This is a genomic window from Paenibacillus sp. FSL P4-0338 (assembly GCF_038002365.1).
In the GTDB taxonomy this organism is placed as follows: Bacteria; Bacillota; Bacilli; order Paenibacillales; family Paenibacillaceae; genus Paenibacillus_AQ.
This window is the reverse complement of sequence record NZ_JBBOCG010000001.1, coordinates 4,706,770-4,728,219: the sequence shown is the minus strand read 5'-3', so window position 1 is coordinate 4,728,219 and position 21,450 is coordinate 4,706,770. Positions and strand designations below refer to the sequence as shown.

The 21,450-nt window shown below is 51.9% G+C and carries 26 protein-coding genes and 1 riboswitch; of the genes, 25 read left to right on the top strand and 1 reads right to left on the bottom strand.

Going from position 1 to position 21,450, the window contains the following annotated elements:
• The first annotated feature begins 5 nt into the window (after positions 1-5).
• The 17 genes from MKZ07_RS20775 to murA all read left to right on the top strand — a co-directional run bounded on the left by MKZ07_RS20775 (position 6) and on the right by murA (position 14,713).
• Entirely contained in the window at positions 6-593 is a 588-nt protein-coding gene (locus tag MKZ07_RS20775; RefSeq protein WP_341027369.1) for a low molecular weight protein arginine phosphatase, read from the top strand.
• A gap of 49 nt (positions 594-642) precedes the next feature.
• Positions 643-726, top strand: a riboswitch (ZMP/ZTP riboswitch).
• 89 nt (positions 727-815) lie between these two features.
• Positions 816-1,469: a TIGR01440 family protein gene (locus tag MKZ07_RS20770; protein WP_083678043.1), complete on the top strand. Its 654-nt coding sequence runs from the start codon at positions 816-818 to the stop codon at positions 1,467-1,469.
• 59 nt (positions 1,470-1,528) lie between these two features.
• Positions 1,529-2,776, top strand: a complete 1,248-nt coding sequence (gene glyA, locus MKZ07_RS20765; RefSeq protein WP_036699223.1) for a serine hydroxymethyltransferase — start codon at positions 1,529-1,531, stop codon at positions 2,774-2,776.
• Positions 2,777-3,285: 509 nt separating this feature from the next.
• Positions 3,286-3,915 carry a uracil phosphoribosyltransferase gene (upp, locus tag MKZ07_RS20760; RefSeq protein WP_036699222.1) on the top strand — a complete coding sequence of 210 codons (630 nt, stop codon included), beginning with the start codon at positions 3,286-3,288 and terminating at the stop codon, positions 3,913-3,915.
• 64 nt (positions 3,916-3,979) lie between these two features.
• A complete protein-coding gene (wecB, locus tag MKZ07_RS20755) occupies positions 3,980-5,155 on the top strand; it encodes a non-hydrolyzing UDP-N-acetylglucosamine 2-epimerase (RefSeq protein ID WP_341027367.1) in 1,176 nt (391 codons plus the stop codon).
• Positions 5,156-5,319: 164 nt separating this feature from the next.
• On the top strand, positions 5,320-5,553 hold the full coding sequence (locus tag MKZ07_RS20750; RefSeq protein ID WP_051493920.1) for an ATPase F0F1: 234 nt from the start codon (positions 5,320-5,322) through the stop codon (positions 5,551-5,553).
• The gene (locus MKZ07_RS20745; RefSeq protein WP_036699219.1) at positions 5,546-5,923 is read left to right on the top strand and encodes an ATP synthase subunit I; all 378 of its coding nucleotides are present in this window, start codon (positions 5,546-5,548) and stop codon (positions 5,921-5,923) included. The genes MKZ07_RS20750 and MKZ07_RS20745 overlap by 8 nt, the downstream gene beginning before the upstream one ends.
• Before the next feature lie 29 nt (positions 5,924-5,952).
• Positions 5,953-6,720 (top strand): F0F1 ATP synthase subunit A, encoded by a 768-nt coding sequence (atpB, locus tag MKZ07_RS20740; RefSeq protein WP_036699217.1) that lies wholly within the window; start codon positions 5,953-5,955, stop codon positions 6,718-6,720.
• Positions 6,721-6,824: 104 nt separating this feature from the next.
• Positions 6,825-7,037: a F0F1 ATP synthase subunit C gene (atpE, locus tag MKZ07_RS20735; RefSeq protein WP_036699216.1), complete on the top strand. Its 213-nt coding sequence runs from the start codon at positions 6,825-6,827 to the stop codon at positions 7,035-7,037.
• A gap of 97 nt (positions 7,038-7,134) precedes the next feature.
• Positions 7,135-7,623 (top strand): F0F1 ATP synthase subunit B, encoded by a 489-nt coding sequence (gene atpF / locus MKZ07_RS20730; protein ID WP_341027366.1) that lies wholly within the window; start codon positions 7,135-7,137, stop codon positions 7,621-7,623.
• Complete coding sequence (locus tag MKZ07_RS20725; RefSeq protein ID WP_036699212.1) at positions 7,620-8,171, top strand: F0F1 ATP synthase subunit delta; 552 nt, start codon at positions 7,620-7,622, stop codon at positions 8,169-8,171. The genes atpF and MKZ07_RS20725 overlap by 4 nt, the downstream gene beginning before the upstream one ends.
• Before the next feature lie 11 nt (positions 8,172-8,182).
• On the top strand, positions 8,183-9,694 hold the full coding sequence (atpA, locus tag MKZ07_RS20720; RefSeq protein WP_036699211.1) for a F0F1 ATP synthase subunit alpha: 1,512 nt from the start codon (positions 8,183-8,185) through the stop codon (positions 9,692-9,694).
• A 110-nt stretch (positions 9,695-9,804) separates the two neighbouring features.
• Complete coding sequence (gene atpG / locus MKZ07_RS20715; protein WP_036699210.1) at positions 9,805-10,674, top strand: ATP synthase F1 subunit gamma; 870 nt, start codon at positions 9,805-9,807, stop codon at positions 10,672-10,674.
• 52 nt (positions 10,675-10,726) lie between these two features.
• Entirely contained in the window at positions 10,727-12,124 is a 1,398-nt protein-coding gene (gene atpD, locus MKZ07_RS20710) for a F0F1 ATP synthase subunit beta (RefSeq protein ID WP_036699208.1), read from the top strand.
• 63 nt (positions 12,125-12,187) lie between these two features.
• Positions 12,188-12,604 carry a F0F1 ATP synthase subunit epsilon gene (locus MKZ07_RS20705; RefSeq protein WP_036699230.1) on the top strand — a complete coding sequence of 139 codons (417 nt, stop codon included), beginning with the start codon at positions 12,188-12,190 and terminating at the stop codon, positions 12,602-12,604.
• Positions 12,605-12,881: 277 nt separating this feature from the next.
• Positions 12,882-13,139 carry a DUF1146 family protein gene (locus tag MKZ07_RS20700; RefSeq protein ID WP_036699207.1) on the top strand — a complete coding sequence of 86 codons (258 nt, stop codon included), beginning with the start codon at positions 12,882-12,884 and terminating at the stop codon, positions 13,137-13,139.
• A gap of 197 nt (positions 13,140-13,336) precedes the next feature.
• Complete coding sequence (gene murA / locus MKZ07_RS20695; protein WP_036699206.1) at positions 13,337-14,713, top strand: UDP-N-acetylglucosamine 1-carboxyvinyltransferase; 1,377 nt, start codon at positions 13,337-13,339, stop codon at positions 14,711-14,713.
• A 191-nt stretch (positions 14,714-14,904) separates the two neighbouring features.
• Here murA and MKZ07_RS20690 read toward each other — a convergent pair whose 3' ends face one another.
• Complete coding sequence (locus tag MKZ07_RS20690) at positions 14,905-15,150, bottom strand: hypothetical protein (protein ID WP_341027363.1); 246 nt, start codon at positions 15,148-15,150, stop codon at positions 14,905-14,907.
• 21 nt (positions 15,151-15,171) lie between these two features.
• Between MKZ07_RS20690 and spoIID the strand changes: the two genes are divergently transcribed.
• The 8 genes from spoIID to fabZ all read left to right on the top strand — a co-directional run bounded on the left by spoIID (position 15,172) and on the right by fabZ (position 21,403).
• Entirely contained in the window at positions 15,172-16,143 is a 972-nt protein-coding gene (spoIID, locus tag MKZ07_RS20685; protein ID WP_341027361.1) for a stage II sporulation protein D, read from the top strand.
• 61 nt (positions 16,144-16,204) lie between these two features.
• Entirely contained in the window at positions 16,205-16,942 is a 738-nt protein-coding gene (locus tag MKZ07_RS20680; protein ID WP_036699267.1) for a M23 family metallopeptidase, read from the top strand.
• 253 nt (positions 16,943-17,195) lie between these two features.
• Positions 17,196-17,483 (top strand): sporulation transcriptional regulator SpoIIID, encoded by a 288-nt coding sequence (gene spoIIID, locus MKZ07_RS20675; protein WP_019915029.1) that lies wholly within the window; start codon positions 17,196-17,198, stop codon positions 17,481-17,483.
• Between the two features lie 127 nt (positions 17,484-17,610).
• Positions 17,611-18,609: a rod shape-determining protein MreB gene (mreB, locus tag MKZ07_RS20670; protein ID WP_036699265.1), complete on the top strand. Its 999-nt coding sequence runs from the start codon at positions 17,611-17,613 to the stop codon at positions 18,607-18,609.
• Between the two features lie 48 nt (positions 18,610-18,657).
• On the top strand, positions 18,658-19,536 hold the full coding sequence (locus MKZ07_RS20665; RefSeq protein ID WP_076159463.1) for a flagellar hook-basal body protein: 879 nt from the start codon (positions 18,658-18,660) through the stop codon (positions 19,534-19,536).
• Between the two features lie 70 nt (positions 19,537-19,606).
• Positions 19,607-20,428 (top strand): flagellar hook-basal body protein, encoded by an 822-nt coding sequence (locus MKZ07_RS20660; protein ID WP_036699261.1) that lies wholly within the window; start codon positions 19,607-19,609, stop codon positions 20,426-20,428.
• A gap of 9 nt (positions 20,429-20,437) precedes the next feature.
• Positions 20,438-20,677 carry a DNA-directed RNA polymerase subunit beta gene (locus MKZ07_RS20655; protein WP_036699259.1) on the top strand — a complete coding sequence of 80 codons (240 nt, stop codon included), beginning with the start codon at positions 20,438-20,440 and terminating at the stop codon, positions 20,675-20,677.
• Positions 20,678-20,980: 303 nt separating this feature from the next.
• On the top strand, positions 20,981-21,403 hold the full coding sequence (fabZ, locus tag MKZ07_RS20650) for a 3-hydroxyacyl-ACP dehydratase FabZ (RefSeq protein WP_036699258.1): 423 nt from the start codon (positions 20,981-20,983) through the stop codon (positions 21,401-21,403).
• The last annotated feature ends 47 nt before the right edge of the window (positions 21,404-21,450 follow it).

The following is a 21,450-nucleotide window of genomic DNA, read 5'->3' as shown; positions in this document are numbered from 1 at the left end:
AAAGGTTGCTGCATATTTTATTTGTCTGCACAGGTAATACCTGCCGTAGTCCCATGGCCGAAGGGCTTCTGCGGAAGCTTGCGAAGGAGCGGGGCATTCATGTGGAGGTGCGGTCTGCCGGAGTTTCTGCTGTCCCGGGTACTTCCATATCCAGACATGCTGGCGGCATTCTGCAGGATGAAGGGATTCAGGACCGCATCGTATCCTCACAGCTGGACGGGGAGGCGGTGGCCTGGGCTGATCTGATCCTTACCCTGACAGGAGCACATAAACGGTACTTGCTGCAGTATTTTCCTGACGCCGTTACCAAGACCCATACCCTTAAGGAGTATGTCCAGATGCAGGAATCCGTGAATGCCGATATCCGGGAGCTGGACAGCCTGTATGCGGAGGCAGAGCTGAATCTGGCCCTGGGCACCGAGCCGGATGCTGCGGCTATGCAGCGGATGATTGAGATCCGCCAGCGTATCCCCAGCTTCGATATCAGTGATCCGTTCGGCGGCTCGCGTGAAGATTACGAGCTGGCGGCGGCTGAGATCCGTACGGCGTTGTACGGTCTGCTCGATAAGCTTGAATCGCTAAGACGGCTTTGAAGTGGTTGATTTTTTGCTGACTATCCCTTAAGATGTAATAAATATGATCCGGTTCCGGTGTAACTGGCGACAAGTGTGGATGAAACCACGATGGAGCACCTGGAATAAACGGCCGGTCGCCTGGGCAAAAGAGCACATCCGCAGTTCAACCTGCGGACTGCTCTTTTTTGTTTAAAAGTTGCATCTCCATGGAAATCAGAAACGGTTGAAGGGGGCGGTAAGATGGAGGAAGTCCTGAAGCAGAATTCAGGGGATGACCGCTTATCCGGTAAGGCGGCTGCAGAGCAGCAGCTAACGGGCGGCGGGGAACTTTCTTTGGCCGCAGCCACTGCTGCGGTAACGCGTGAACTTGCAGTAGCGGGCAAGCTCGGTCCGGGGAAGATCCTGGTCGTCGGAGCCAGCACAAGCGAAGTGGCAGGGAAGCGGATTGGGACAGGCGGAGCGCTGGAGGTTGCACGTCAGCTGCTGGAGGGGATTACGCAGATTGCGGATGAATTTGGTTTTCACCCGGTCTACCAGTGCTGCGAGCATTTGAACCGTTCGCTGGTGATGGAACGCGCCCTGCTGGAAGCCCTTGGCCTTAGAGAGGTGTCGGCTGTACCCATTCCGGGAGCCGGAGGCTCCATGGCTGCTGCGGCCTACCAGTCCATGACAGACCCGGTACTGGCAGAGACCATTGAAGCTCATGCCGGTATAGATATCGGGGAGACCCTGATTGGCATGCATCTGCGTAGGATTGCCGTACCTTACCGGCCAAGCCTGCGGGTTATCGGGGCTGCCCGGGTAAATGCCGCGTGGAGCAGACCGCCGCTGATCGGCGGGGAACGGGCTGTGTACCGCACGCCTGAGACTAGCGGTTCCGCGAATTGTGACTGAAGTGAGAGGGTTTAACTAACACCACATAAAATCAGAGTTACAGGGAGGAAATTAGAAACATGGAACAATTGCGTAAAAGTGACCCGGCAGTACTGGAAGCGATGGGCCTCGAACTGAGCCGCCAGCGTGCGAACATTGAACTTATTGCCTCAGAGAATATTGTAAGTGAAGCCGTCATGGAGGCCATGGGCTCCGTGCTTACGAACAAATACGCCGAAGGTTATCCCGGCAAGCGTTACTATGGCGGCTGTGAAGATGTCGATATCGTAGAGAACCTGGCCCGCGACCGTGCCAAGGAGCTGTTCGGTGCCGAGCATGCCAACGTGCAGCCGCATTCCGGCGCACAGGCCAATATGGCTGTATACCTGGCTGCGCTTAAGCCGGGCGATACCGTTCTCGGTATGAATCTGGCGCATGGCGGCCATTTAACTCACGGCAGCCCGGTGAATGCTTCCGGAATTCTGTATAACTTCGTGGCTTATGGCGTACAGGAGGATTCCTTCCTGATCGATTATGATGAAGTGCGCAAAGCCGCCTTCAAGCACCGTCCCAAAATGATCGTTGCCGGTGCGAGCGCATATCCGCGTACGATTGATTTTGCCGCACTTGGTTCGATTGCGAATGATGTAGGTGCCCTGTTCATGGTCGATATGGCCCATATTGCCGGTCTGGTGGCTGCCGGTCTTCACCCGAGCCCGGTTCCTCATGCCCACTTCGTCACTACAACTACGCACAAAACCTTGCGCGGTCCGCGCGGCGGGATGATTCTGTGCAGACAGCCATGGGCTGCTGCGATTGATAAAGCAGTCTTCCCTGGTTCTCAGGGCGGACCTCTGATGCATGTGATTGCGTCCAAGGCTGTCTCGTTCGGTGAGGCGCTGCAGCCTTCATTCAAGACTTACGCCGAGAACGTAGTTAAGAACGCTAAGGTGCTGGCGGAGACCCTGGTCGGCGAAGGCATTAATATTGTATCCGGCGGAACCGATAACCATCTGATCCTGCTCGATACCCGCAACCTGAACATTACCGGCAAGGACGCCGAGAAGGTGCTGGATTCCATCGGAATTACAGTCAACAAGAACGCGATTCCGTTTGACCCGACCAGCCCGTTTGTCACCAGCGGTATCCGCATCGGCACACCGGCTGTTACGTCGCGCGGAATGGATGAGCAGGCTATGGTAACGATCGGTCAGATTATTGCACAGGTCCTGAAGAATCCGCAGGATGAAGCTAACTTGACCCAGGCAGCAAGCGGGGTAGCGAAGCTGACTGAACAATATCCGATTTACCCTGGATTGCAGTACTAATCCCCATCCCTTTAACATCGCCTTTGCGTGTCCGGTTCCGCCGGATTTACGCAAGGGCTTTTTTGAATATATTGTATATATTTCACACTATAAATTATCCTTCTATTTCTCGCTGAAACGGTACCGTCCTTTAAAAGGACAGCAAAGTGTTTCCACTTGTTTGCTGTTACATAATGTTCACAAATAGCTGCTGAGAAAACGCCATGAATTATGTTGAAAACGTTATGAAAGTTCATGGAATTTTCATAAAAACTAGTGAAAGAAATGTGAATAGTATTAAAAGCGCTTAATCGTACAAACTAAGCTTTGTTTTATATCCAGAGAGGTGGCTATATTGCCTTAAGCTTCCATGGGCTGGTAATCCCCAGTAAGCGGGGGGACCTGCAGATTTGTCTATCTGTAGGTGAAAAGCAGTCAGGGTGATGATATAATAGATAGGATTTAGCCACCTGAGAAGCAGAACGCTTACTTTGGCTATAAATAAGACTTACAATTACCGGAGGGACAATATGGGAAAATTGGTGATTTGCGATCATCCATTGATTCAGCACAAATTGACATTCATTCGCGATGTGCGGACCAACACAAAAGAATTCAGGGAGCATGTCGACGAAGTAGCAACACTTATGGCTTATGAGATTACACGTGACATTCCGCTGGAGACCATTACGGTGCAGACGCCGGTGGCTGAAACACAAAGCAAGGTAATTTCGGGGAGAATGCTGGGATTGATCCCGATTCTGCGCGCCGGTCTGGGGATGCTCGAAGGTGTGCTTAAGCTGCTTCCTGCAGCCAAGGTAGGCCATGTGGGCCTGTTCCGTGATCCGGACACCCTGCAGCCGGTAGAATACTACATCAAGCTTCCTACGGATGTCCAAGAACGTGAGTTAATCGTAATTGATCCTATGCTGGCTACAGGCGGCTCTGCCATTGCAGCGATTACCTCGCTCAAGAACCGCGGCTGCACCCAGATCAAGATGATGAACCTGATTGCTGCCCCGGAAGGCGTTGCGGCTGTACAAGCTGCTCATCCGGATGTGGATATCTATGTTGCAGCACTTGACGATCATTTGAATGATCATGGCTATATCGTTCCAGGCCTCGGAGATGCCGGGGACAGACTGTACGGTACCAAGTAAGAAGCGCAGATAATAATAGTATCAACCCAATAGACCACGGTTTTCAGAAGAGAGGGAAGGGCTTATGTCCAAAATTAAAGTAATGACGATTTTCGGAGTGCGCCCCGAAGCGATCAAGATGGCGCCTCTGGTTCTGGAGCTGAACAGACATCCTGAGCAGATTGAGTCCATTGTCTGTGTAACTGCACAGCACAGAGAGCTGCTGGATCAGGTACTCGAGGTATTCAAGATTACCCCGGATTATGATCTGGACGTAATGAAGGACCGCCAGACGCTTAACGAGATCACGATTCGGGTGCTCGAAGGCCTGGAGCCCGTGCTCCGCGAAGTGAAGCCGGACCTCGTGCTTGTGCATGGCGATACCCTGACCACCTTCCTGGCCAGCTATGCGTCTTTCCTGCAGCAGATTCAGGTTGGGCATGTGGAAGCAGGTCTTCGGACATGGAATAAGCTTTCGCCTTATCCGGAAGAAATGAACCGTCAGCTGACAGGCGTGCTTGCTGATCTGCATTTTGCTCCGACTCACTGGTCAGCGGGCAACCTGAGACACGAGAACAAAAAAGAATCAAGTATTTATATCACAGGCAATACCGTAACTGATGTGTTTCAATATACCGTACAGCCGGACTACCGGCATCCGGTCCTTGATTTTGCTTCAGGAAAAAGACTTATTTTGATGACGGCGCACCGCAGAGAATCCCAAGGCGAACCGCACCGTCATATTTTCCGTGCAGTCAAAAGAATCGCTGATGAATTTGAAGATGTAGCCATTGTGTATCCCGTGCACCCGAGTCCGGCAGTGAAGGAACCGGCGCATGAGATCCTCGGCGGACACCCTAGAATCAAGCTGATTGATCCGCTGGATGTCGTTGATCTGCATAACTTTTATCCGCATACCCACCTGATATTGACCGATTCCGGCGGCCTGCAGGAGGAAGCTCCCTCCTTTGGAGTTCCTGTGCTTGTGCTGCGTGATACAACCGAGCGCCCGGAAGGGATCGAGGCTGGAACATTGGAGCTTGTGGGGACGGACGAGGAGAAGGTGTATCAACGGACACATGCTCTTTTGACCGATCAGAACCTGTATCAGTCGATGAGCCGGGCCGCCAACCCGTATGGAGACGGCAAAGCCTCCGAGAGGATTGTCAATGCGATTTTGCACCATTTCGGAGCTGTTCCAGAGCGCCCGGAAGAATTTCACACAATGTTCACAAATGATAAAACAGGGCTAGACAACTAATATACTAACGTTAATAAAAGCAGCATACAGTTAAACTGTACGGTTTATATGGTTTTGGTGTTTTTTGCTGTGATTATTTTCATATTTTCATGCGATTTTGGGCAATTTTCTGTGAATTGACAAAGAGTCTGGATATTCAGTAAAATTAGTTGGGATTGTAGCCTATGAAGGAACCAAAGGATGAGCCTGGACTGGGGCGAACTGCTCTAGTACTCGGGGGTGCGGGCAGCTTGCTCGCCGCTTACATTGTAATAGGCTTTTTTGTGGCAAAGTGGCTGCGCAATCTGATGGACGGACCTGCCGTTTGGCTGGCTATCGGAACGATTGCCGGGTTGATTCTCGGCGTTGTGAATGTTGCTTTGCTAATCAAAAAATTTTTGGGGGAGCAAAATGGATAATATGACTCCCGTAATCAATATCGTCACCAGGGTGACAGTAATCATTATGGCAGGATTGGTAATGGGGTGGGCTCTGCATCATGAGACCCGTGCAGTTACTCTGGGAATGACACTCGGCTTGCTGGCAGGACTGGTTAATTTCCGTTATCTAGCCCTCAAGGTCAGAAGAGTGACAGCAGCGGTGGCGAAGCAAGGGAAGAGCTCCTTCAGCCTTGGTTTTGCTACAAGAATCAGTTTTGGAATTCTGGTTACCATGTTTTCAGTCAAATATGAGCATTTTTCGCTGGAGGCAACGATTATCGGCCTGTTCATCCCCCAGCTTCTGGCTATTCCCGTGGGGATATATCTAGGAATCAAGAATAAGCTGTAGCCATATTAACGAGAAAGGGGGATGATACTATGCACGAAATGCCTTTAATCTATGTTGGCGGAATACCAATCGACCTGTCTGCTGTGCTGATGCTGGTAATCAGCTCGGTGATTGTATTCGTACTGGTCATGCTGTCCGTCCGCAACCTGTCGGTTGAGAATCCATCCAAGCTCCAGAATTTCATGGAATGGGTGGTCGAATTTGTACAGGGGCTGATCAGCAGCGCCATGGATCTGAAGAAAGGAAAGCCTTACATATCACTGGGATTGACGCTGATACTGTTTATCTTCGTCTCCAATCTCCTTGGTCTGCCGTTTTCCGTTATTACAGAGGCCGATGGTCCAGTTACAGTCTTCGGACATGTTATCGAAGCAACCAAGAACCTGGCTGATGGCGCGCATGCTGAGATTCTGTGGTACAAATCGCCGACCGCAGACATCAACGTAACCGCAGGACTTGCGATCGTTGTGTTTGTACTCATGAACTACTTAGGGATCAAGCTGAACGGCAAGCATTATTTCAAACATTATATTGAGCCGTTTCCAATTTTCTTGCCGCTGAACATCATTGAGAACCTGGCGAAGCCAGTGGCGCTTGCCATTCGTCTATTCGCTAACATTTTCGCCGGCGAAGTTCTGATTACTGTCATTCTGAAGCTGGGACTGTTCAGTATTCCGTTCCTGGCCATCTGGCAAGGCTTCAGTATCTTTGTCGGGGCGCTTCAGGCCTTTATCTTTACGATTCTGACGATGGTCTACATCGCACAGATGACGATCCACGAGGAAGAAGCGCATTAATAAGCTGCCGTGAGGATAGCGGCAGGTGCCGGAAACCTTCGCGGGAGATTTTATATTATTAAGACATTACACAAAGAACCGAAATTAAAGGAGGATATTTACAAATGGAATTTTTAGCAGCAGCAATCGCGGTTGGTTTGGGCGCACTTGGCGCAGGTCTGGGTAACGGTATGATCGTCAGCAAGACGGTGGAATCTATCGCCCGTCAGCCGGAAGCACGTAACGCACTGCAGACAACAATGTTTATCGGTGTAGGTATCGTGGAAGTTATTCCTTTGGCCGCTACAGTTATCGCGTTCCTGATCATGTTTACTTAATAAACCGTTTTTACGGTTTGGCGGGGAGGGCAAGTGCCATCCGCGCCTTACTTTTGTATATGTCCGCAAGCCGCGGTAACGGAAGGGAGTGACCTCAGTGAATATCGTTTGGACCAATATAGTATTTTCCATTGTTGCATTTGGAGTTCTGTACTTCCTGCTCAGCAAATTTGCCTTCAGCAAGCTGTTCGGAATTATGGAGAAGCGCCGCGAAATGGTGCTGCAGCAAATGGATGAAGCAGCCAAGACCCGAGAGCAGGCGGTCGCTTATGTAGAAGAGCAGAAGCAGGCCCTGCAGCAGGCGCGCCAAGAGGCACAGGCTATCATTCAGCAGTCCCAGGCTACCAGCAACAACCAGGTTGACAAGATTCTCGAGCAGGCTCATGTGGAAGCAAGCCGTCTGAAAGATGAAGCGGTACGTGACATTGCGAACGAGAAGAACAAAGCGGTCGAAGCGCTGCGCAGCGAGCTGGGTACAGCCTCGGTCCGCATTGCCTCGAAGCTGCTTGAGAAGGAAGTTGCAGCTGAAGGCGAGCAGGAACAGCTTGTTGATCAATACCTCAAAGAGGTAGGAGGCCGATCATGAGCCGCGATACGGTAGTTGCCGGGCGCTATGCCAAAGCCTTGTACAGTGCAGCAGTCGATGAAGGCATTACACTTCAAGTGGAGGAACAGCTCAAATTAGTCGTCGAAGTGCTTTATAACGATGCAGAGGTGAAACGGTTTATCCTTGCGCCCCGCATCTCGCAATCCGACAAACTGAATGTGCTGCGCGGGACACTTCAAGGTAAAGTCTCAGAAGCGGTCATGAACACGGTACAATTATTGGTAGAGCGGGGCAGAACCGATATTTTCGAAGAGTTGCTTGCCAAGTATATCAAGATTGAAGGGGATGCTCTTGGCATTGGCTACGCTACTGTCTATTCCGCTTATTCCCTGAATCAAGCTGAACAGGATAGTGTTGCGGCTGAATTCAGCCAGCTTACTGGCCGTAAGATTCGTGTAACCAATGTAGTGGATAGAAGCCTTCTGGGCGGACTGAAGGTCCTAATCGGCGATACGCTATATGATGGAAGTCTGGCTGGTAAGCTTACGCGTCTTGAGAAATCCTTTAATGATAAGCAAAGAAGATAGGGGTGAGGATATTGGGCATCAGACCTGAAGAGATCAGCACTTTGATCAAAAGTCAAATTGAGCAATATAAAGCCGATATCGAAGTGGCCGAAATTGGCACCGTCATTCAAGTCGGCGACGGTATCGCCCGTGTCTACGGTCTGGAAAACGCAATGGCAGGGGAACTGCTGGAGTTCTCCAACGGTGTAGTGGGCATGGCGCTTAACCTGGAAGAAAGCAACGTCGGTGTTGTTATTCTAGGTGAATACAAAGAGATCCGCGAAGGCGATCAGGTCAAACGTACCGGCCAGATCATGCAGGTTCCGGTCGGCGAAGCCATGCTGGGCCGCGTAGTCAATGCACTGGGTCAGCCGCTTGACGGCAAGGGTCCAATCGCTACTACGGAATTCCGTCCGGTTGAACATAACGCGCCGGGGGTTATCGACCGTAAGTCGGTACACGAACCAATGCAGACGGGTCTTAAGGCAATCGATGCCATGGTTCCAATCGGCCGTGGACAACGCGAGCTGATCATTGGTGACCGTCAGACAGGTAAGACAGCAATCGCAATTGATGCGATTATCAACCAGAAGGGCAACGGCATGAAGTGTATCTATGTTGCTATCGGACAAAAACAATCTACTGTAGCACAGGTAGTAGAAACCCTCCGCCGTCATGGCGCGCTGGATTACACTATCGTTGTAACCGCGTCGGCTTCCGAGCCTTCTCCGCTGCTCTATATTGCTCCGTACGCAGGCTGTGCTATGGGCGAATACTTCATGTATAAGGGCGAGCATGTGCTTGTCATTTATGATGACCTTTCCAAGCAAGCTTCGGCTTACCGCGAATTGTCCTTGCTGCTCCGCCGTCCACCGGGCCGGGAAGCTTTCCCTGGTGACGTATTCTACCTGCACTCCCGTCTGCTGGAACGTGCGGCCAAGCTTAGCGATGCGCTTGGTGGAGGTTCATTAACCGCCCTGCCATTCATCGAAACACAGGCTTCTGACGTATCGGCTTACATTCCAACGAACGTAATTTCGATCACAGACGGCCAAATCTTCCTTGAATCTGATCTGTTCAACTCCGGGCAGCGTCCGGCGATCAACGTTGGTATCTCCGTTTCCCGTGTAGGGGGTTCCGCACAGATCAAAGCCATGAAGAAGGTCGCCGGTTCCCTGCGTCTGGATCTGGCTCAATACCGTGAGCTTCAGGCTTTCTCCCAGTTCGGCTCTGATCTGGACAAATCAACACAGGCCCGTCTGAACCGCGGTGCGCGTATGATGGAGATTCTGAAGCAGGGCGTGAATCAGCCGCTTGGCGTTGAGCATCAAGTGGTTAGTCTGTACACCGCTGTCAAAGGACATTTGGATGATATTCCTGTCAAGGACGTTAAGCGTTTCGAGAAGGAATTCCTGGCCTTTATCGACAGCAGCGGAGCCGCCATCCTCAAATCCATCACGGATACCAAGGATCTGACAGCAGACAACGAAGCTGCTCTTAAGGAAGCCATCGACAAATTCAAAAGAGGCTTTGCTACAAGCTAATATATAGAGATTACCGTTTATACTTATGAAGTTAGCTTTGGTACGTCAAAGCTCAGCTTATGCTTACGAAGTTAGCTTTGGCTACGCCAAAGCTCAGAGGTGGTGAAATCATGGCAAGAAGCATGCGCGATATTAAACGTCAAATTAAGAGCGTTCAGAACACCAGACAGATCACCAAAGCGATGGAAATGGTCGCTGCGTCCAAGCTGCGCAAGGCGCAGGAGAAGGCAGAAGCAGCCCGTCCGTATTCAGAGAAGCTGAAGGAGGTTGTCTCGAGTATTGCTGCCGGTACGCAGGATCTCCAGCACCCGATGCTGGTCAGCCGGCCTGTCAAAAAAACAGGTTATTTGATCATCACCTCGGACAGAGGTCTTGCCGGCGGCTACAATGCGAACATTCTGCGTAAAGTAACGATGCTGATCGCAGAACGCCATAAGTCCAAGGATGAGTATGCGCTGTTTGTGATCGGGCGCAAAGGCCGTGACTTTTTGCGGCGCCGTGAATATCCCATTGTAGAAGAAATCACCGAGCTGTCCGATACCCCGAAATTTGCCGACATCAAGTCGATTGCTTATTCGGCGGTTAACCAGTTCGAGACAGGTGTCTATGATGAGATCTACATTTGCTACAACCAGTTTGTCAATGCGATCAGCCAGATTCCGACTGTAGACAGACTTCTGCCTATGGAAGGTGTTGGGGAAGGCGGGCATCACGGAGCAGCTGCAGCTTATGAGTACGAGCCTTCACCTGAAGGCGTACTGGAGGTTCTGCTACCTAAATACGCCGAAACTTTAATCTATGCTGCTCTTCTGAACGGCAAGGCCAGTGAGCTGGGAGCCAAAATGACAGCCATGGGCAGTGCAACGAAGAACGCGTCAAAAATGATCGGAGAACTTAGACTTACGTATAACCGTGCCCGTCAGGCGGCTATTACGCAAGAAATTACCGAGATCGTGGCTGGTGCAAACGCGCAGTCTTAATAGGAGTGGGCTTAAGGTCCATATGTAACAGCTTTCGAGGAGGGAAATGAAGATGAACAAAGGACGCGTTGTGAGCATTATGGGTCCGGTTGTCGATATTGAATTTGAACGCGGCCAGTTGCCCCAGATATTCAACGCCATCAAAATTGTTGCGAGCCTCAGCGATGGCCGCAACATGGATCTGACTCTTGAAGTTTCCAATCATCTTGGAGATAACTTGGTGCGCTGTATCGCCATGTCGTCTACAGATGGACTGGTACGCGGTATTGATGCGATTGACCAGGGAGCGCCGATCTCGGTTCCTGTTGGTGAAGCAACACTTGGCCGCGTATTTAACGTACTTGGTAATCCAATTGATAACGGTGCTGAAGTGGTAGCTGCAAGAAACCCGATTCACCGTTTGGCTCCTACCTTTGATGAGTTGTCTACTCAGGCAGAGGTGCTGGAGACCGGAATCAAGGTAATCGACTTGCTGGCCCCTTATGCCAAGGGCGGTAAAATCGGCCTGTTCGGCGGTGCTGGCGTTGGTAAAACAGTAACTATCCAGGAATTGATCAACAACATTGCACAGGAACACGGCGGGATTTCCGTATTCGCAGGCGTTGGCGAGCGGACACGTGAAGGGAATGACCTCTATCACGAAATGACAGATTCCGGCGTTATCAAGAAAACAGCGATGGTCTTCGGACAAATGAATGAGCCTCCGGGCGCGCGTCTGCGCGTAGCACTGACTGGTCTGACCATGGCGGAATATTTCCGTGATGTGGAAGGCCGCGACACGCTGCTCTTTATCGATAACATCTTCCGGTTCACCCAGGCGGGTTCCGAAGTATCAGCCCTGCTCGGCCGGATGCCTTCTGCGGTAGGTTACCAGCCTACACTGGCTACAGAAATGGGCCAATTGCAGGAGCGGATTACGTCCACGAAGAAAGGCTCCGTTACTTCCATTCAGGCGATCTACGTACCTGCGGATGACTATACTGACCCTGCACCGGCTACGGCGTTTGCCCACTTGGATGCAACGACCAACCTGGAGCGTAAAATTTCCGAAAAAGGGATCTTCCCTGCGGTTGACCCGCTTGCTTCCAGCTCGCGGATGCTGGCACCGGAAATCGTCGGCGAAGAGCACTATAACGTGGCACAAGGCGTTAAGCAGCTGCTGCAGCGTTATACCGAGCTTCAGGATATCATTGCCATCCTGGGTATGGATGAGCTGAGTGAAGAGGACAAGGTGATTGTATCCCGCGCCCGTAAGGTTGAGCGCTTCCTGTCCCAGCCGTTCCACGTAGCAGAGCAGTTCACTGGCTTCAAAGGCAAATACGTGCCGATCAAAGAAACCGTACGCAGCTTCAAGGAGATCCTCGAAGGCAAGCATGATGATCTTCCGGAAGTAGCGTTCCTGTTCGTAGGCACAATTGAAGAAGCAGTGGAAAAAGCGAAAACGTTGTAACCCTAAGCATGCTTATGCTGGGGGATCGGGCTTTATTCTGTAAAGCTTTGAGGAGGAATGGAAGTGAATACCTTTTTGCTCGAAATAGTTACTCCGGAGCATTTGGTCTACTCCAAGCAAGTGAACAGTCTGACGGTACGCGGCGTGAATGGTGAGCTGGGGATTCTCCCGGGGCATATTCCGCTCGTCACCCCGCTTCAGGTTGCTCCGCTTAGCGTTAAGGCGGACGGTGTTACAGTCTCCATCGCTGTGCATGGCGGTTTCGTTGAAGTGCACAAAGATAAGGTAACGGTGCTGGCTGAAAGTGCTGAGCTGCCCCGGGATATTGATGTGGAGCGCGCTGAAGCGGCTAAGGAGCGGGCTGAGCGCCGCCTTAAGCTGCAAAGCAAGCAGGATGAGATCGATCACCGCCGTGCGGAGCTGGCATTGCAGCGTGCTGTAACGCGGATCAAAGTTTCGACCGGTAAAGGACAACAGTAGCAGATAAGCGGTCAAGCCCTGGGCTTGACTGCTTTTTTTGAAAGAATTTATATGTTTTGGGGCCCCCCCGCAAAGTACCTGAGTCATCTTCGAAGCTAAAGTCCAATTTGTGGGGGAATTTTGCTGTGCGCGAATCTAGCAGATTATGAACATATCGTCATCAGATCTGCATATAAAGACCCAATTGTTTAAAATTTCGTAAAAGTACTGGATTCTTTTCCCCTGCACAAGTATGATATAAGAGTCGATTTCCGAGTACCTAACACAGGGGGCTAATATGAACACACGCTTATCCGCTGAGTTGTCGGGTGCGATCGGCACCAGCAATATGATATCGATGGTTATCTCTTTGATCTGCGTTGCATTATCCTGGTGGTCACTTCAGAACCTTAAGCTGGATTTGGTCATAAGATATCCCAAGAGCCCTCAGGGCAGACTGCTGCACCTGTTGTTGGCGATTGTTCTGGGTCACTTCGTGGCCGGGTTCCTGCTTGATTATCTGGGCTGGAGCGGACTTATAGGACGGATGTTTTAACAGAAGCAGCTTTGGTTATATCTGTATAGGCTGATGCAGTGAAAAAAGTGTCGAATAATAAGGTTTTATTATGTTAACACTGAAGTTAAGCAAGGAATCTGCACCTAAGACGCAATGACGGAATATTCAATATCTTAACAGACGAATTTTAACCTCAAAATTAATTTCAGAAATAATGGACGCGGAGGGAAACCGAAATGAGCAAATTTATCGTCCGCGGTGGCAACAGATTGACCGGGAGCGTGAAAGTTAGCGGCGCAAAAAATTCCGTACTACCGATCATAGCCGCCTCTCTATTGGCAGAAGAAGGAGTTAGCGTCATTGTGGACGCACCTCCGTTAGACGATGTAATGACGATTAACAAGGTATTGGAATCTCTGGGTGCAGGTATTACATACCAGAACGATGTGATTGAAGTAGATGCTACTAATATTACTTCCTGTGAAGCACCATATGAATGGGTACGCAAAATGAGGGCTTCTTTCCTGGTTATGGGCCCACTCCTGTCCCGTATGGGGCATACTCGTATTTCTCTGCCTGGCGGTTGTGCCATTGGAACTAGGCCAATTGACCAGCACTTAAAGGGTTTTGAAGCGCTTGGAGCCGAGATCAGTCTGGGCCAGGGCTACATCGATGCGAAAAGTAACGGAAGACTGCGCGGAGCGAAGATCTATCTGGATGTTGCCAGCGTAGGTGCGACCGAAAATATAATGATGGCTGCCGCGCTTGCCGAAGGCACCACAGTGATTGAGAATGCGGCTAAAGAGCCGGAGATTGTCGACCTTGCCAATTACCTGAACGGGATGGGCGGCATTGTACGCGGAGCCGGTACCGGAGTAATCCGGATTGAAGGTGTCGAGCGTATGCACGGCGTAAGACATCATGTCATTCCTGACAGGATCGAAGCTGGAACCTATATGGCGGCAGCGGCGATTACAGGCGGTGATGTGTATGTTGAGGGAGCTATTGCCGACCATCTGGGTCCGGTGATTGCCAAGATGGAGGAAATGGGCGTTACGATTATCCCGGATGAGAACGGAGTCCGTGTCATCAGCGACAAGCCGCTGAAGGCTGTCGATCTCAAGACTTTACCATACCCGGGATTCCCGACAGATATGCAGTCACAGATGATGGCGCTGCTGCTCCGCTCGGAAGGAACGAGCGTAGTGACAGAGACCGTCTTCGAGAACCGGTTCATGCATGTGGATGAATTCCACAACATGAACGCGGAGATTAAGATTGAGGGCCGCTCTGCGATCGTGACCGGCAATGCCAGTCTGGTCGGCGCTAAGGTATGTGCTACGGACCTGCGTGCAGGGGCTGCGCTTATTTTGGCAGGACTTGTGGCGGAAGGCACTACAGAGGTTAGCGGAACGCATCACATTGACCGCGGGTATGTGCACCTGGCTGAGAAGCTGTCAGGACTTGGTGCGGACATATGGCGTATTTCCATGGAAGAGTCGGCTGTTCCTGCTGCGAAGGAAGAAGCACTTAAGCCTGAACCGGCAAGAAGCGAATCCTCCAAAGCCGAAGAGATCAGACCCCGTTTCCAGATTCAGCCGTCTTGGGTATAATAGTTATTCTTAAAAATATTAGGACCAGCCGCTAAGCGGCTGGTCCTTTTTTTATAGAAAGATAAGAATTTATATGTTTTGGGGTCCCCGCAAAGTACCTGAGTCATCATCGAAGCTAAAGCCCCACTTTGTGGGGTTATTTTGAGCGTATAACTTATATATTCCTGGGGGATTCCGCAACTCTCTTTCTCTCAAAATCCCGTTCTAGCAGGTGCCGCAAATTCATATCTATAAGAATCACCGGTGCTTACGGAAGGAGCCATAGAGATGAAAGAGTTAATCAACCTGCGGCGCATCCTGAAGCGTCCGCGCAGCGTAGCGCGCGCGCGGCGCGGCGCACACCCGCTGCGGCGGCTGGCCCCCGCCGCCTGGCTGGCAGCGCCCCTGCTGGCGGCGCTGCTGCTGCCGCTGGCTGTTGTCCCGCAGCGCGGGGACAACAGCCGCCGGCGCCCCCGGCCGTGCCGCAGGCCACGGCCTCTCCGGCGCCGCCGGCACCGGCTGCCGCAGAGGCGCCGCAGCCGGAGGTCTCCGTCTATTTGTCGCGGAGCGGACAAATCGAGACCTTGCCGCTGGAGGAATACGTCAGCGGCGTACTGGCGGCCGAGATGCCGGCCGAATTTGAGCTCGAAGCGCTCAAGGCGCAGGCCGTAGCGGCCCGCACGTTCATTGCCCGCCGTCTGGCCGCCGGCGACCATAGCGGGGTACCCGTTCCCGAAGCAGATGTGAGCGATACGGTAAGCCATCAGGCTTACGTATCGAAGGCCGTGCTGGAACGGGACTGGGCGTCCGGCAGCAAGCGCGCCGGACTGGCGAAGATCCGCCGCGCGGCCCTGGAGACGCGCGGGACGATCATGACCTATCAGGGGCAGCCGATCACGGCTTCCTTCTTCGCCTCCAGCGGAGGGTATACCGAGAACTCCGAGGAGTACTGGAACGCTGCGGTCCCCTACCTGCGCAGTGTAGCCAGCCCGTGGGAGCTGCGGATCACCCCGAACCTGGCGGTAACCTACACCTTCAGTAATTCGGAGCTGCGCAGCAAGCTGGGCCTTGGGACCAAGGACCTTTCGGTGTCTGCCAGTCTGGGAGCTTCGGGCAAGGCAATGCCGGTCTCCTCTCAATCCTCCACCAGCTTGCCAGCGGAGGTACTGTCGCTTACAGCCGGCCACCGGATCAAACAGATCTCTATCGGAGGAAAGGTGTTTACCGGGCGGGAAGTGAGAGAGAAGCTGGGGCTGCGCTCGAGCCAGTTCACTTGGAAGCGCCAAGCGGGGAAGGTACTGATCACCACGTATGGTAACGGGCATGGTGTCGGCATGAGCCAGTGGGGGGCGAACGGAATGGCGAAGCAGGGAAAGACGGCCACACAGATTCTCAAACACTACTACAGCGGGGTCTCTTTTACCGGAATCTCAACTCTCCTGAAAAAATAATCTGCAAGATACGTATAAAAGCGAAGCGCCCGGTAACACTGGTTACTGAGGTGATAACCATATGAATGAACAAGACAAAATCAAATCAACCCATGATGAATCTCTCAAAAACAAGCAGGGAGATTCAGGCGCCAAGCCTTCTTCATGGAGCAGACTGTTATCCAAACGGTGGGTATTCCCGGCAGTCTACACGGCGGCAGCGGCACTTATACTAACCTTGGTGTGGGTCTATCAGGATGCCGGCCAGAAGCCGCTGAATCCTGACAACGCCGCGGTAGTATCCCAAGGTGAGGCCGGCAGCAAGACAGGAGCTGCCAGCGGTGATCCCGAAGCTCTGGAAGTTGTCGCATCCGCCGAAAGTCTGGTCTGGCCGGTAGCCAGCCCGAGTGAAGTGGAAGTGGTCAAACCGTACTACGATGAGAACGGCACGGAAGAGAATCATATTGCGGCGATGGTGCAGTACAACAATACCTTTGTCACCAATACCGGAATTGATATTGCCCGTGAGGACAACAAGACGTTTGATGTGAAGGCGGCGCTCAGCGGTGAAGTTACCAGAGTGGAAGATGTTGCTGTACTGGGCAAGGTAATCGAGATTACCTCTCCCGGCGAGCTGAAGACGGTCTATCAGAGTCTGGGTGAAACCAAAGTGAAGCAGGGCGACGAAGTGAAGCAGGGCGATATGCTGGGGGCAGCGGGGCGCAATGAGATGGAGAAGGGTCTTGGCAACCATGTGCATTTTGAAGTGCATGAGGACGGCAAGATTGTGAATCCTTCGGATCTGCTTCCGCAGCGCTAAGCCGAATGATCAGCAGGGGGCGGAAGCCTCCTGTTTTTTTATGAATTTGTAAGGACGGGCTAACTGGTATTCTTGACCTGAAATGGACAGTCCGGCAGGTTCTATTCTGGAAATGGGGCAGTGAAATGCAGTGAATTGGGTTGTCCGACAAATAAAATGAGCCTTCCTGAGCTTGTCATGTCCTGAAAGCGCGAATATATAGGCCCGCCCCTCATATAATGTACCAAACTATTCACAGTTGGGAGGCGGGAGCGTGCACGATTACATCAAGGAACGTACCATTAAAATCGGACGCTGCATCGTGGAAACCAGGCACACGGTCCGGACCATAGCCAAGGAATTTGGCGTTTCAAAAAGCACGGTGCATAAAGATCTAACCGAACGGCTGCCGGAAATCAATCCGGATCTGGCTGATCAGGTGAAGCACATTCTCGAATATCACAAGTCCATCCGTCATCTTCGGGGGGGAGAAGCCACAAAAATTAAATATAAGAAAACCACAGGTAAGAAGCGTGAGGTTGCCGTAGCCTCAAAGCCATAAGATTTTCGGATTTTCGCGCCATAATTCAGGTTTAGTCCATTGTACTCACCCCCTAAAGTATGGTATTTTTAAATTTGGTACAATCTTCTTTTCTCATTTAAAATAACACTTTGGGGGCTCTTTCATTATGCTTAGCAAGGATATCGGAATCGATCTCGGCACAGCCAACGTGCTCATTCATGTCAAGGGAAGGGGAGTCGTTCTGGATGAACCTTCCGTGGTCACACTTGAAAGTGATACGAAGCGGGTCCTTGCGGTTGGTGAACAGGCACGCCGGATGGTCGGGCGGACACCTGGAAATATAACGACGATTCGTCCGCTCCGTGACGGTGTAATCGCCGACTTTGCCATTACGGAAATGATGCTCAAATACTTTATTGACAGCGTTGGCGGCCGGACCTGGTATTCGCGGCCCCGTATTTTGATTTGTGCTCCCACCAATATTACTTCTGTGGAAACGAAGTCCATCCGTGAGGCGGCAGAGCGCAGCGGGGCCAAAGAGGTTTTCATGGAGGAAGAGCCCAAAGCTGCAGCCATTGGCGCAGGTATGGACATTTATCAGCCTAGCGGAAATATGGTCGTCGATATTGGCGGCGGAACGACGGATGTAGCCGTATTGTCCATGGGCGACGTCGTTACCGCCTCTTCCATCAAAATCGCGGGGGACAAGTTCGACGATGCCATTTTAAGATATATTAAACAGAAATATAAGCTCCTGATCGGTGAACGCACAGCGGAGGATATCAAAGTGACTATCGGCTCGGTACGTCCGGGCGGGATGAAGGCAGAGATGGATATCCGCGGGCGTGATATGGTGAGCGGACTTCCCCAGACCCTTACTATTTCATCCGGCGAGGTGAAGGAAGCGCTGTGGGACCCGGTCTCTTCGATTGTGGCTGCGGCCAAGTCAGTGCTGGAGCGTACGCCTCCTGAGCTGTCGGCAGATATCATTGACCGTGGAGTTGTATTGACCGGCGGAGGTGCCCTGCTTAACGGACTGGACGAGCTGCTCTCCGAACAGCTGCATGTTCCGGTCTGGGTGGCTGAGGACCCGATGCACTGCGTAGTCAAGGGTACGGGAATCATGCTGGATCATTTGGACAAGGTGGTTAAGAAAAAGTTCTAGCCTGCCGATAATAAGGAGAACAGCAGATTCAAGGAAGGGACTGACCTCATGCTCAGAGGATTATATACAGCCGCAGCAGGAATGGTAACGCAGCAGCGCAGACATGATACGGCGACGCAGAACTTGGTCAATTTGAATACAACGGGGTACAAGCAGGTCGACAGTGTCAGCCACGCTTTTCCTGAGGTGCTGGTCACCGCGATGAACGGGGGCGCTGCCAAGCCTGTCGGACGGATCAATACCGGTGTTTTTGCCGAGCAGTCTGTCTCCCAATACCTGCAGGGCGACCTCATTGAGAGCGGCAAAAGCGTAGATTTTGCGCTGTCTACCGATCTGCAGGTCCCAGACCCGGAGAATCCGGGCGTAAATCTTGCTTTTGACGGCTCGGGTAAATATATCAGTCCGGATGGCGAGGTTACTTACCGGCCGCAGGCGTTCTTTACGGTTCAAGATAATGAAGGCAATAATTTATATACACGTAACGGAAGCTTTACAGTCGCACCTACAGGGGAAGTGCTTAGCTCGGGCGGGTTCAGAGTGCTCGATAATAACGGCAATCCGCTACGATTGACAGGGCCTCAGGATAACCTTAAAGTGGACGGGCAGGGAAATCTGATTAACAATGCTACGGGGCAGCCTTCAGGCACCCGGATCGGAATCAGTGTCATCACAAGACCGCAGGAGCTGGTGCGTGATGGTAATGGTGTCTTCCACGCTGATGATGCCGAGGCTGCAGATATCCGTTTTTCGAATGGAACTGATAATCTGCAGGTCCGTCAGGGCTACCTTGAGAACTCTAATGTGGATGCCACTCAGGTCACTGTGGATATGAACGCCGCTTACCGGGCTTATGAAGCGAATCAGAAAGTGATCCAGTTCTATGACAGCAGCCTGCAGAAGGCCGTGAATGAAGTCGGCAGAGTATAGCGGAGCTGCACGGACCATTGTTCTGACAGTGTAAGCCAGTTTCTTATCAAGCTTGTGGGAGGTTAGACCCGTGAACAACTCGACAATCGGTGCATCTGTCTCTATGGCCAGTCTGCAGCAGCGGCTGGATATTATAGCGGATAACATTGCCAATATGAATACCAATGGTTATAAGAGCAAAGAAGGCTCATTCGAGGATGTGCTTACCCGTGTGCAGCAGCAATCCAAGGATTATGACCAGACTGGCCGCAGCATGCCGCTGGGCTTCAATATCGGCTTCGGCGTGCGTGTGCCTACCGTGTCAAGTAATTGGGAGGAAGGCACGCTCCAGGAGACAGGGAAGCCTACGGACTTGGCGCTTCAAGGCAACGGATTGTTCGGCGTTCAGGTGAATGGTGAAACGGCATATACCCGCCAGGGGAATTTCCACTTCACCCCGGATACCGCTAATAAGGACAAGATGATTCTTGTGGACAATACCGGGAATCCTGTATTGGGGGCTAACGGCACCCCGCTTACCGTAGGGGCTAATGTAAGTGCTGCTATTGATGAGCGCGGGCAGGTGTGGACCAAGACGGATGAGAAACAGCCGCCTGTCTTGGCCGGGTCTCTCATGATTGTAGAGCCGCTCAGCAAGAGTGCTTTGCAGGCAGTGGATGGTAACTTTTATGTATTGGCTGAGGGCGTGACCGCGCAGCAGGCTTTCATGCCAAGAGCAGCGGGCGAAGCGAAGGATGTAGGCGTTCGCTCAGGCTATCTGGAATCCTCTAACGTGGATCTGAGCCGGGAAATGACGGAGATGATGCAGATTCAGCGTACGTATCAGCTTGCTGCCCGGGCGCTGTCCTCCAGTGACCAGATGCTGGGCCTGGCTAATAACATGCGCGCGTGAGGTGAAGGAATGAGTCGTGAGAAGGTTAAGACTGCACAGAAAGCAGAAGAAGAGCAGCAGCAGCCGGTCAAGCGGCGCAGGATTAGGGCCTGGACCATTATCCAGTGGTTCCTAATTCCATTGCTGCTGGTTGCCGCACTTGGAGGCGGGCTGGTCGTAGGGTATGTGATCCTCGGCAAAAAGGAACTAAGTGATGTGCTCCTGTGGAGTACCTGGAAGCATGTATATGATCTGGTGTTCGCACCTTGAAACGCTATGGAATACCGATATCGGAGGCTCCCTTGTTGTGCAGGGGAGTTTTCTTTTTTATACTGAAAAATGTATAATGATGGCGTGCCCTAAGAGCGCCAAAAAGGGCTCTCTCCGCCATGCTGCCGCGTGCGGTGGAGAAAGCCCCTTATCTTAACCTCCACTGCTGCAGGTGGTGAAGGATAATTATAGTTTTTGCCGAAGCTGTCCATATTTATGCAGGGCAGCGGAGAATAAAACAAAAGTGCTGCTGTAGGCGGAGGTTCATAGACGCGGTTACAACCGAAGGGAGCTTTAATAATTATGATGGATACCAATCAAATTCAAGAAATAATCCCCCACCGGCCCCCATTTCTGCTGGTGGACAAAATTACAGAAATAGAAATGGGCAAACGGGCAGTCGGCATCAAAAATGTAACGGTAAATGAGCCATTTTTTGCCGGGCACTTCCCTGGCTTCCCGGTGATGCCGGGTGTGCTGATTACGGAAGCCTTGGCTCAGGTAGGTGCTGTGGCTATCCTTGGAGTAGAAGCTAACCGGGGCAAAATCGGTTTTCTGGCCGGGCTTGACGGCTTCCGCTTCCGTGGACAGGTTGTCCCTGGCGATACCCTTGTACTTGAGGTAGAGATTACCCGGCTTAAAGGCAGCATCGGCAAAGGACAAGCCACTGCCAAGGTGGACGGCAAGACGGTAGCGTCCGGCGAGATTATGTTCGCACTCAGCTAGTTGCTGTTATAAACTTATACATTATAGATGGAGAAGGAGAGATTGAC

Bases quoted from the DNA above. Each gene is read 5' to 3' on its own strand.
- MKZ07_RS20770 (WP_083678043.1), top strand. From the start codon at position 816: ATGGAGGAAGTCCTGAAGCAGAATTCAGGGGATGACCGCTTATCCGGT.
- glyA (WP_036699223.1), top strand. From the start codon at position 1,529: ATGGAACAATTGCGTAAAAGTGACCCGGCAGTACTGGAAGCGATGGGC.
- upp (WP_036699222.1), top strand. From the start codon at position 3,286: ATGGGAAAATTGGTGATTTGCGATCATCCATTGATTCAGCACAAATTG.
- wecB (WP_341027367.1), top strand. From the start codon at position 3,980: ATGTCCAAAATTAAAGTAATGACGATTTTCGGAGTGCGCCCCGAAGCG.
- MKZ07_RS20750 (WP_051493920.1), top strand. From the start codon at position 5,320: ATGAAGGAACCAAAGGATGAGCCTGGACTGGGGCGAACTGCTCTAGTA.
- MKZ07_RS20745 (WP_036699219.1), top strand. From the start codon at position 5,546: ATGGATAATATGACTCCCGTAATCAATATCGTCACCAGGGTGACAGTA.
- atpB (WP_036699217.1), top strand. From the start codon at position 5,953: ATGCACGAAATGCCTTTAATCTATGTTGGCGGAATACCAATCGACCTG.
- atpE (WP_036699216.1), top strand. From the start codon at position 6,825: ATGGAATTTTTAGCAGCAGCAATCGCGGTTGGTTTGGGCGCACTTGGC.
- MKZ07_RS20725 (WP_036699212.1), top strand. From the start codon at position 7,620: ATGAGCCGCGATACGGTAGTTGCCGGGCGCTATGCCAAAGCCTTGTAC.
- atpG (WP_036699210.1), top strand. From the start codon at position 9,805: ATGGCAAGAAGCATGCGCGATATTAAACGTCAAATTAAGAGCGTTCAG.
- atpD (WP_036699208.1), top strand. From the start codon at position 10,727: ATGAACAAAGGACGCGTTGTGAGCATTATGGGTCCGGTTGTCGATATT.
- MKZ07_RS20700 (WP_036699207.1), top strand. From the start codon at position 12,882: ATGAACACACGCTTATCCGCTGAGTTGTCGGGTGCGATCGGCACCAGC.
- murA (WP_036699206.1), top strand. From the start codon at position 13,337: ATGAGCAAATTTATCGTCCGCGGTGGCAACAGATTGACCGGGAGCGTG.
- MKZ07_RS20680 (WP_036699267.1), top strand. From the start codon at position 16,205: ATGAATGAACAAGACAAAATCAAATCAACCCATGATGAATCTCTCAAA.
- mreB (WP_036699265.1), top strand. From the start codon at position 17,611: ATGCTTAGCAAGGATATCGGAATCGATCTCGGCACAGCCAACGTGCTC.
- MKZ07_RS20665 (WP_076159463.1), top strand. From the start codon at position 18,658: ATGCTCAGAGGATTATATACAGCCGCAGCAGGAATGGTAACGCAGCAG.
- MKZ07_RS20655 (WP_036699259.1), top strand. From the start codon at position 20,438: ATGAGTCGTGAGAAGGTTAAGACTGCACAGAAAGCAGAAGAAGAGCAG.
- fabZ (WP_036699258.1), top strand. From the start codon at position 20,981: ATGATGGATACCAATCAAATTCAAGAAATAATCCCCCACCGGCCCCCA.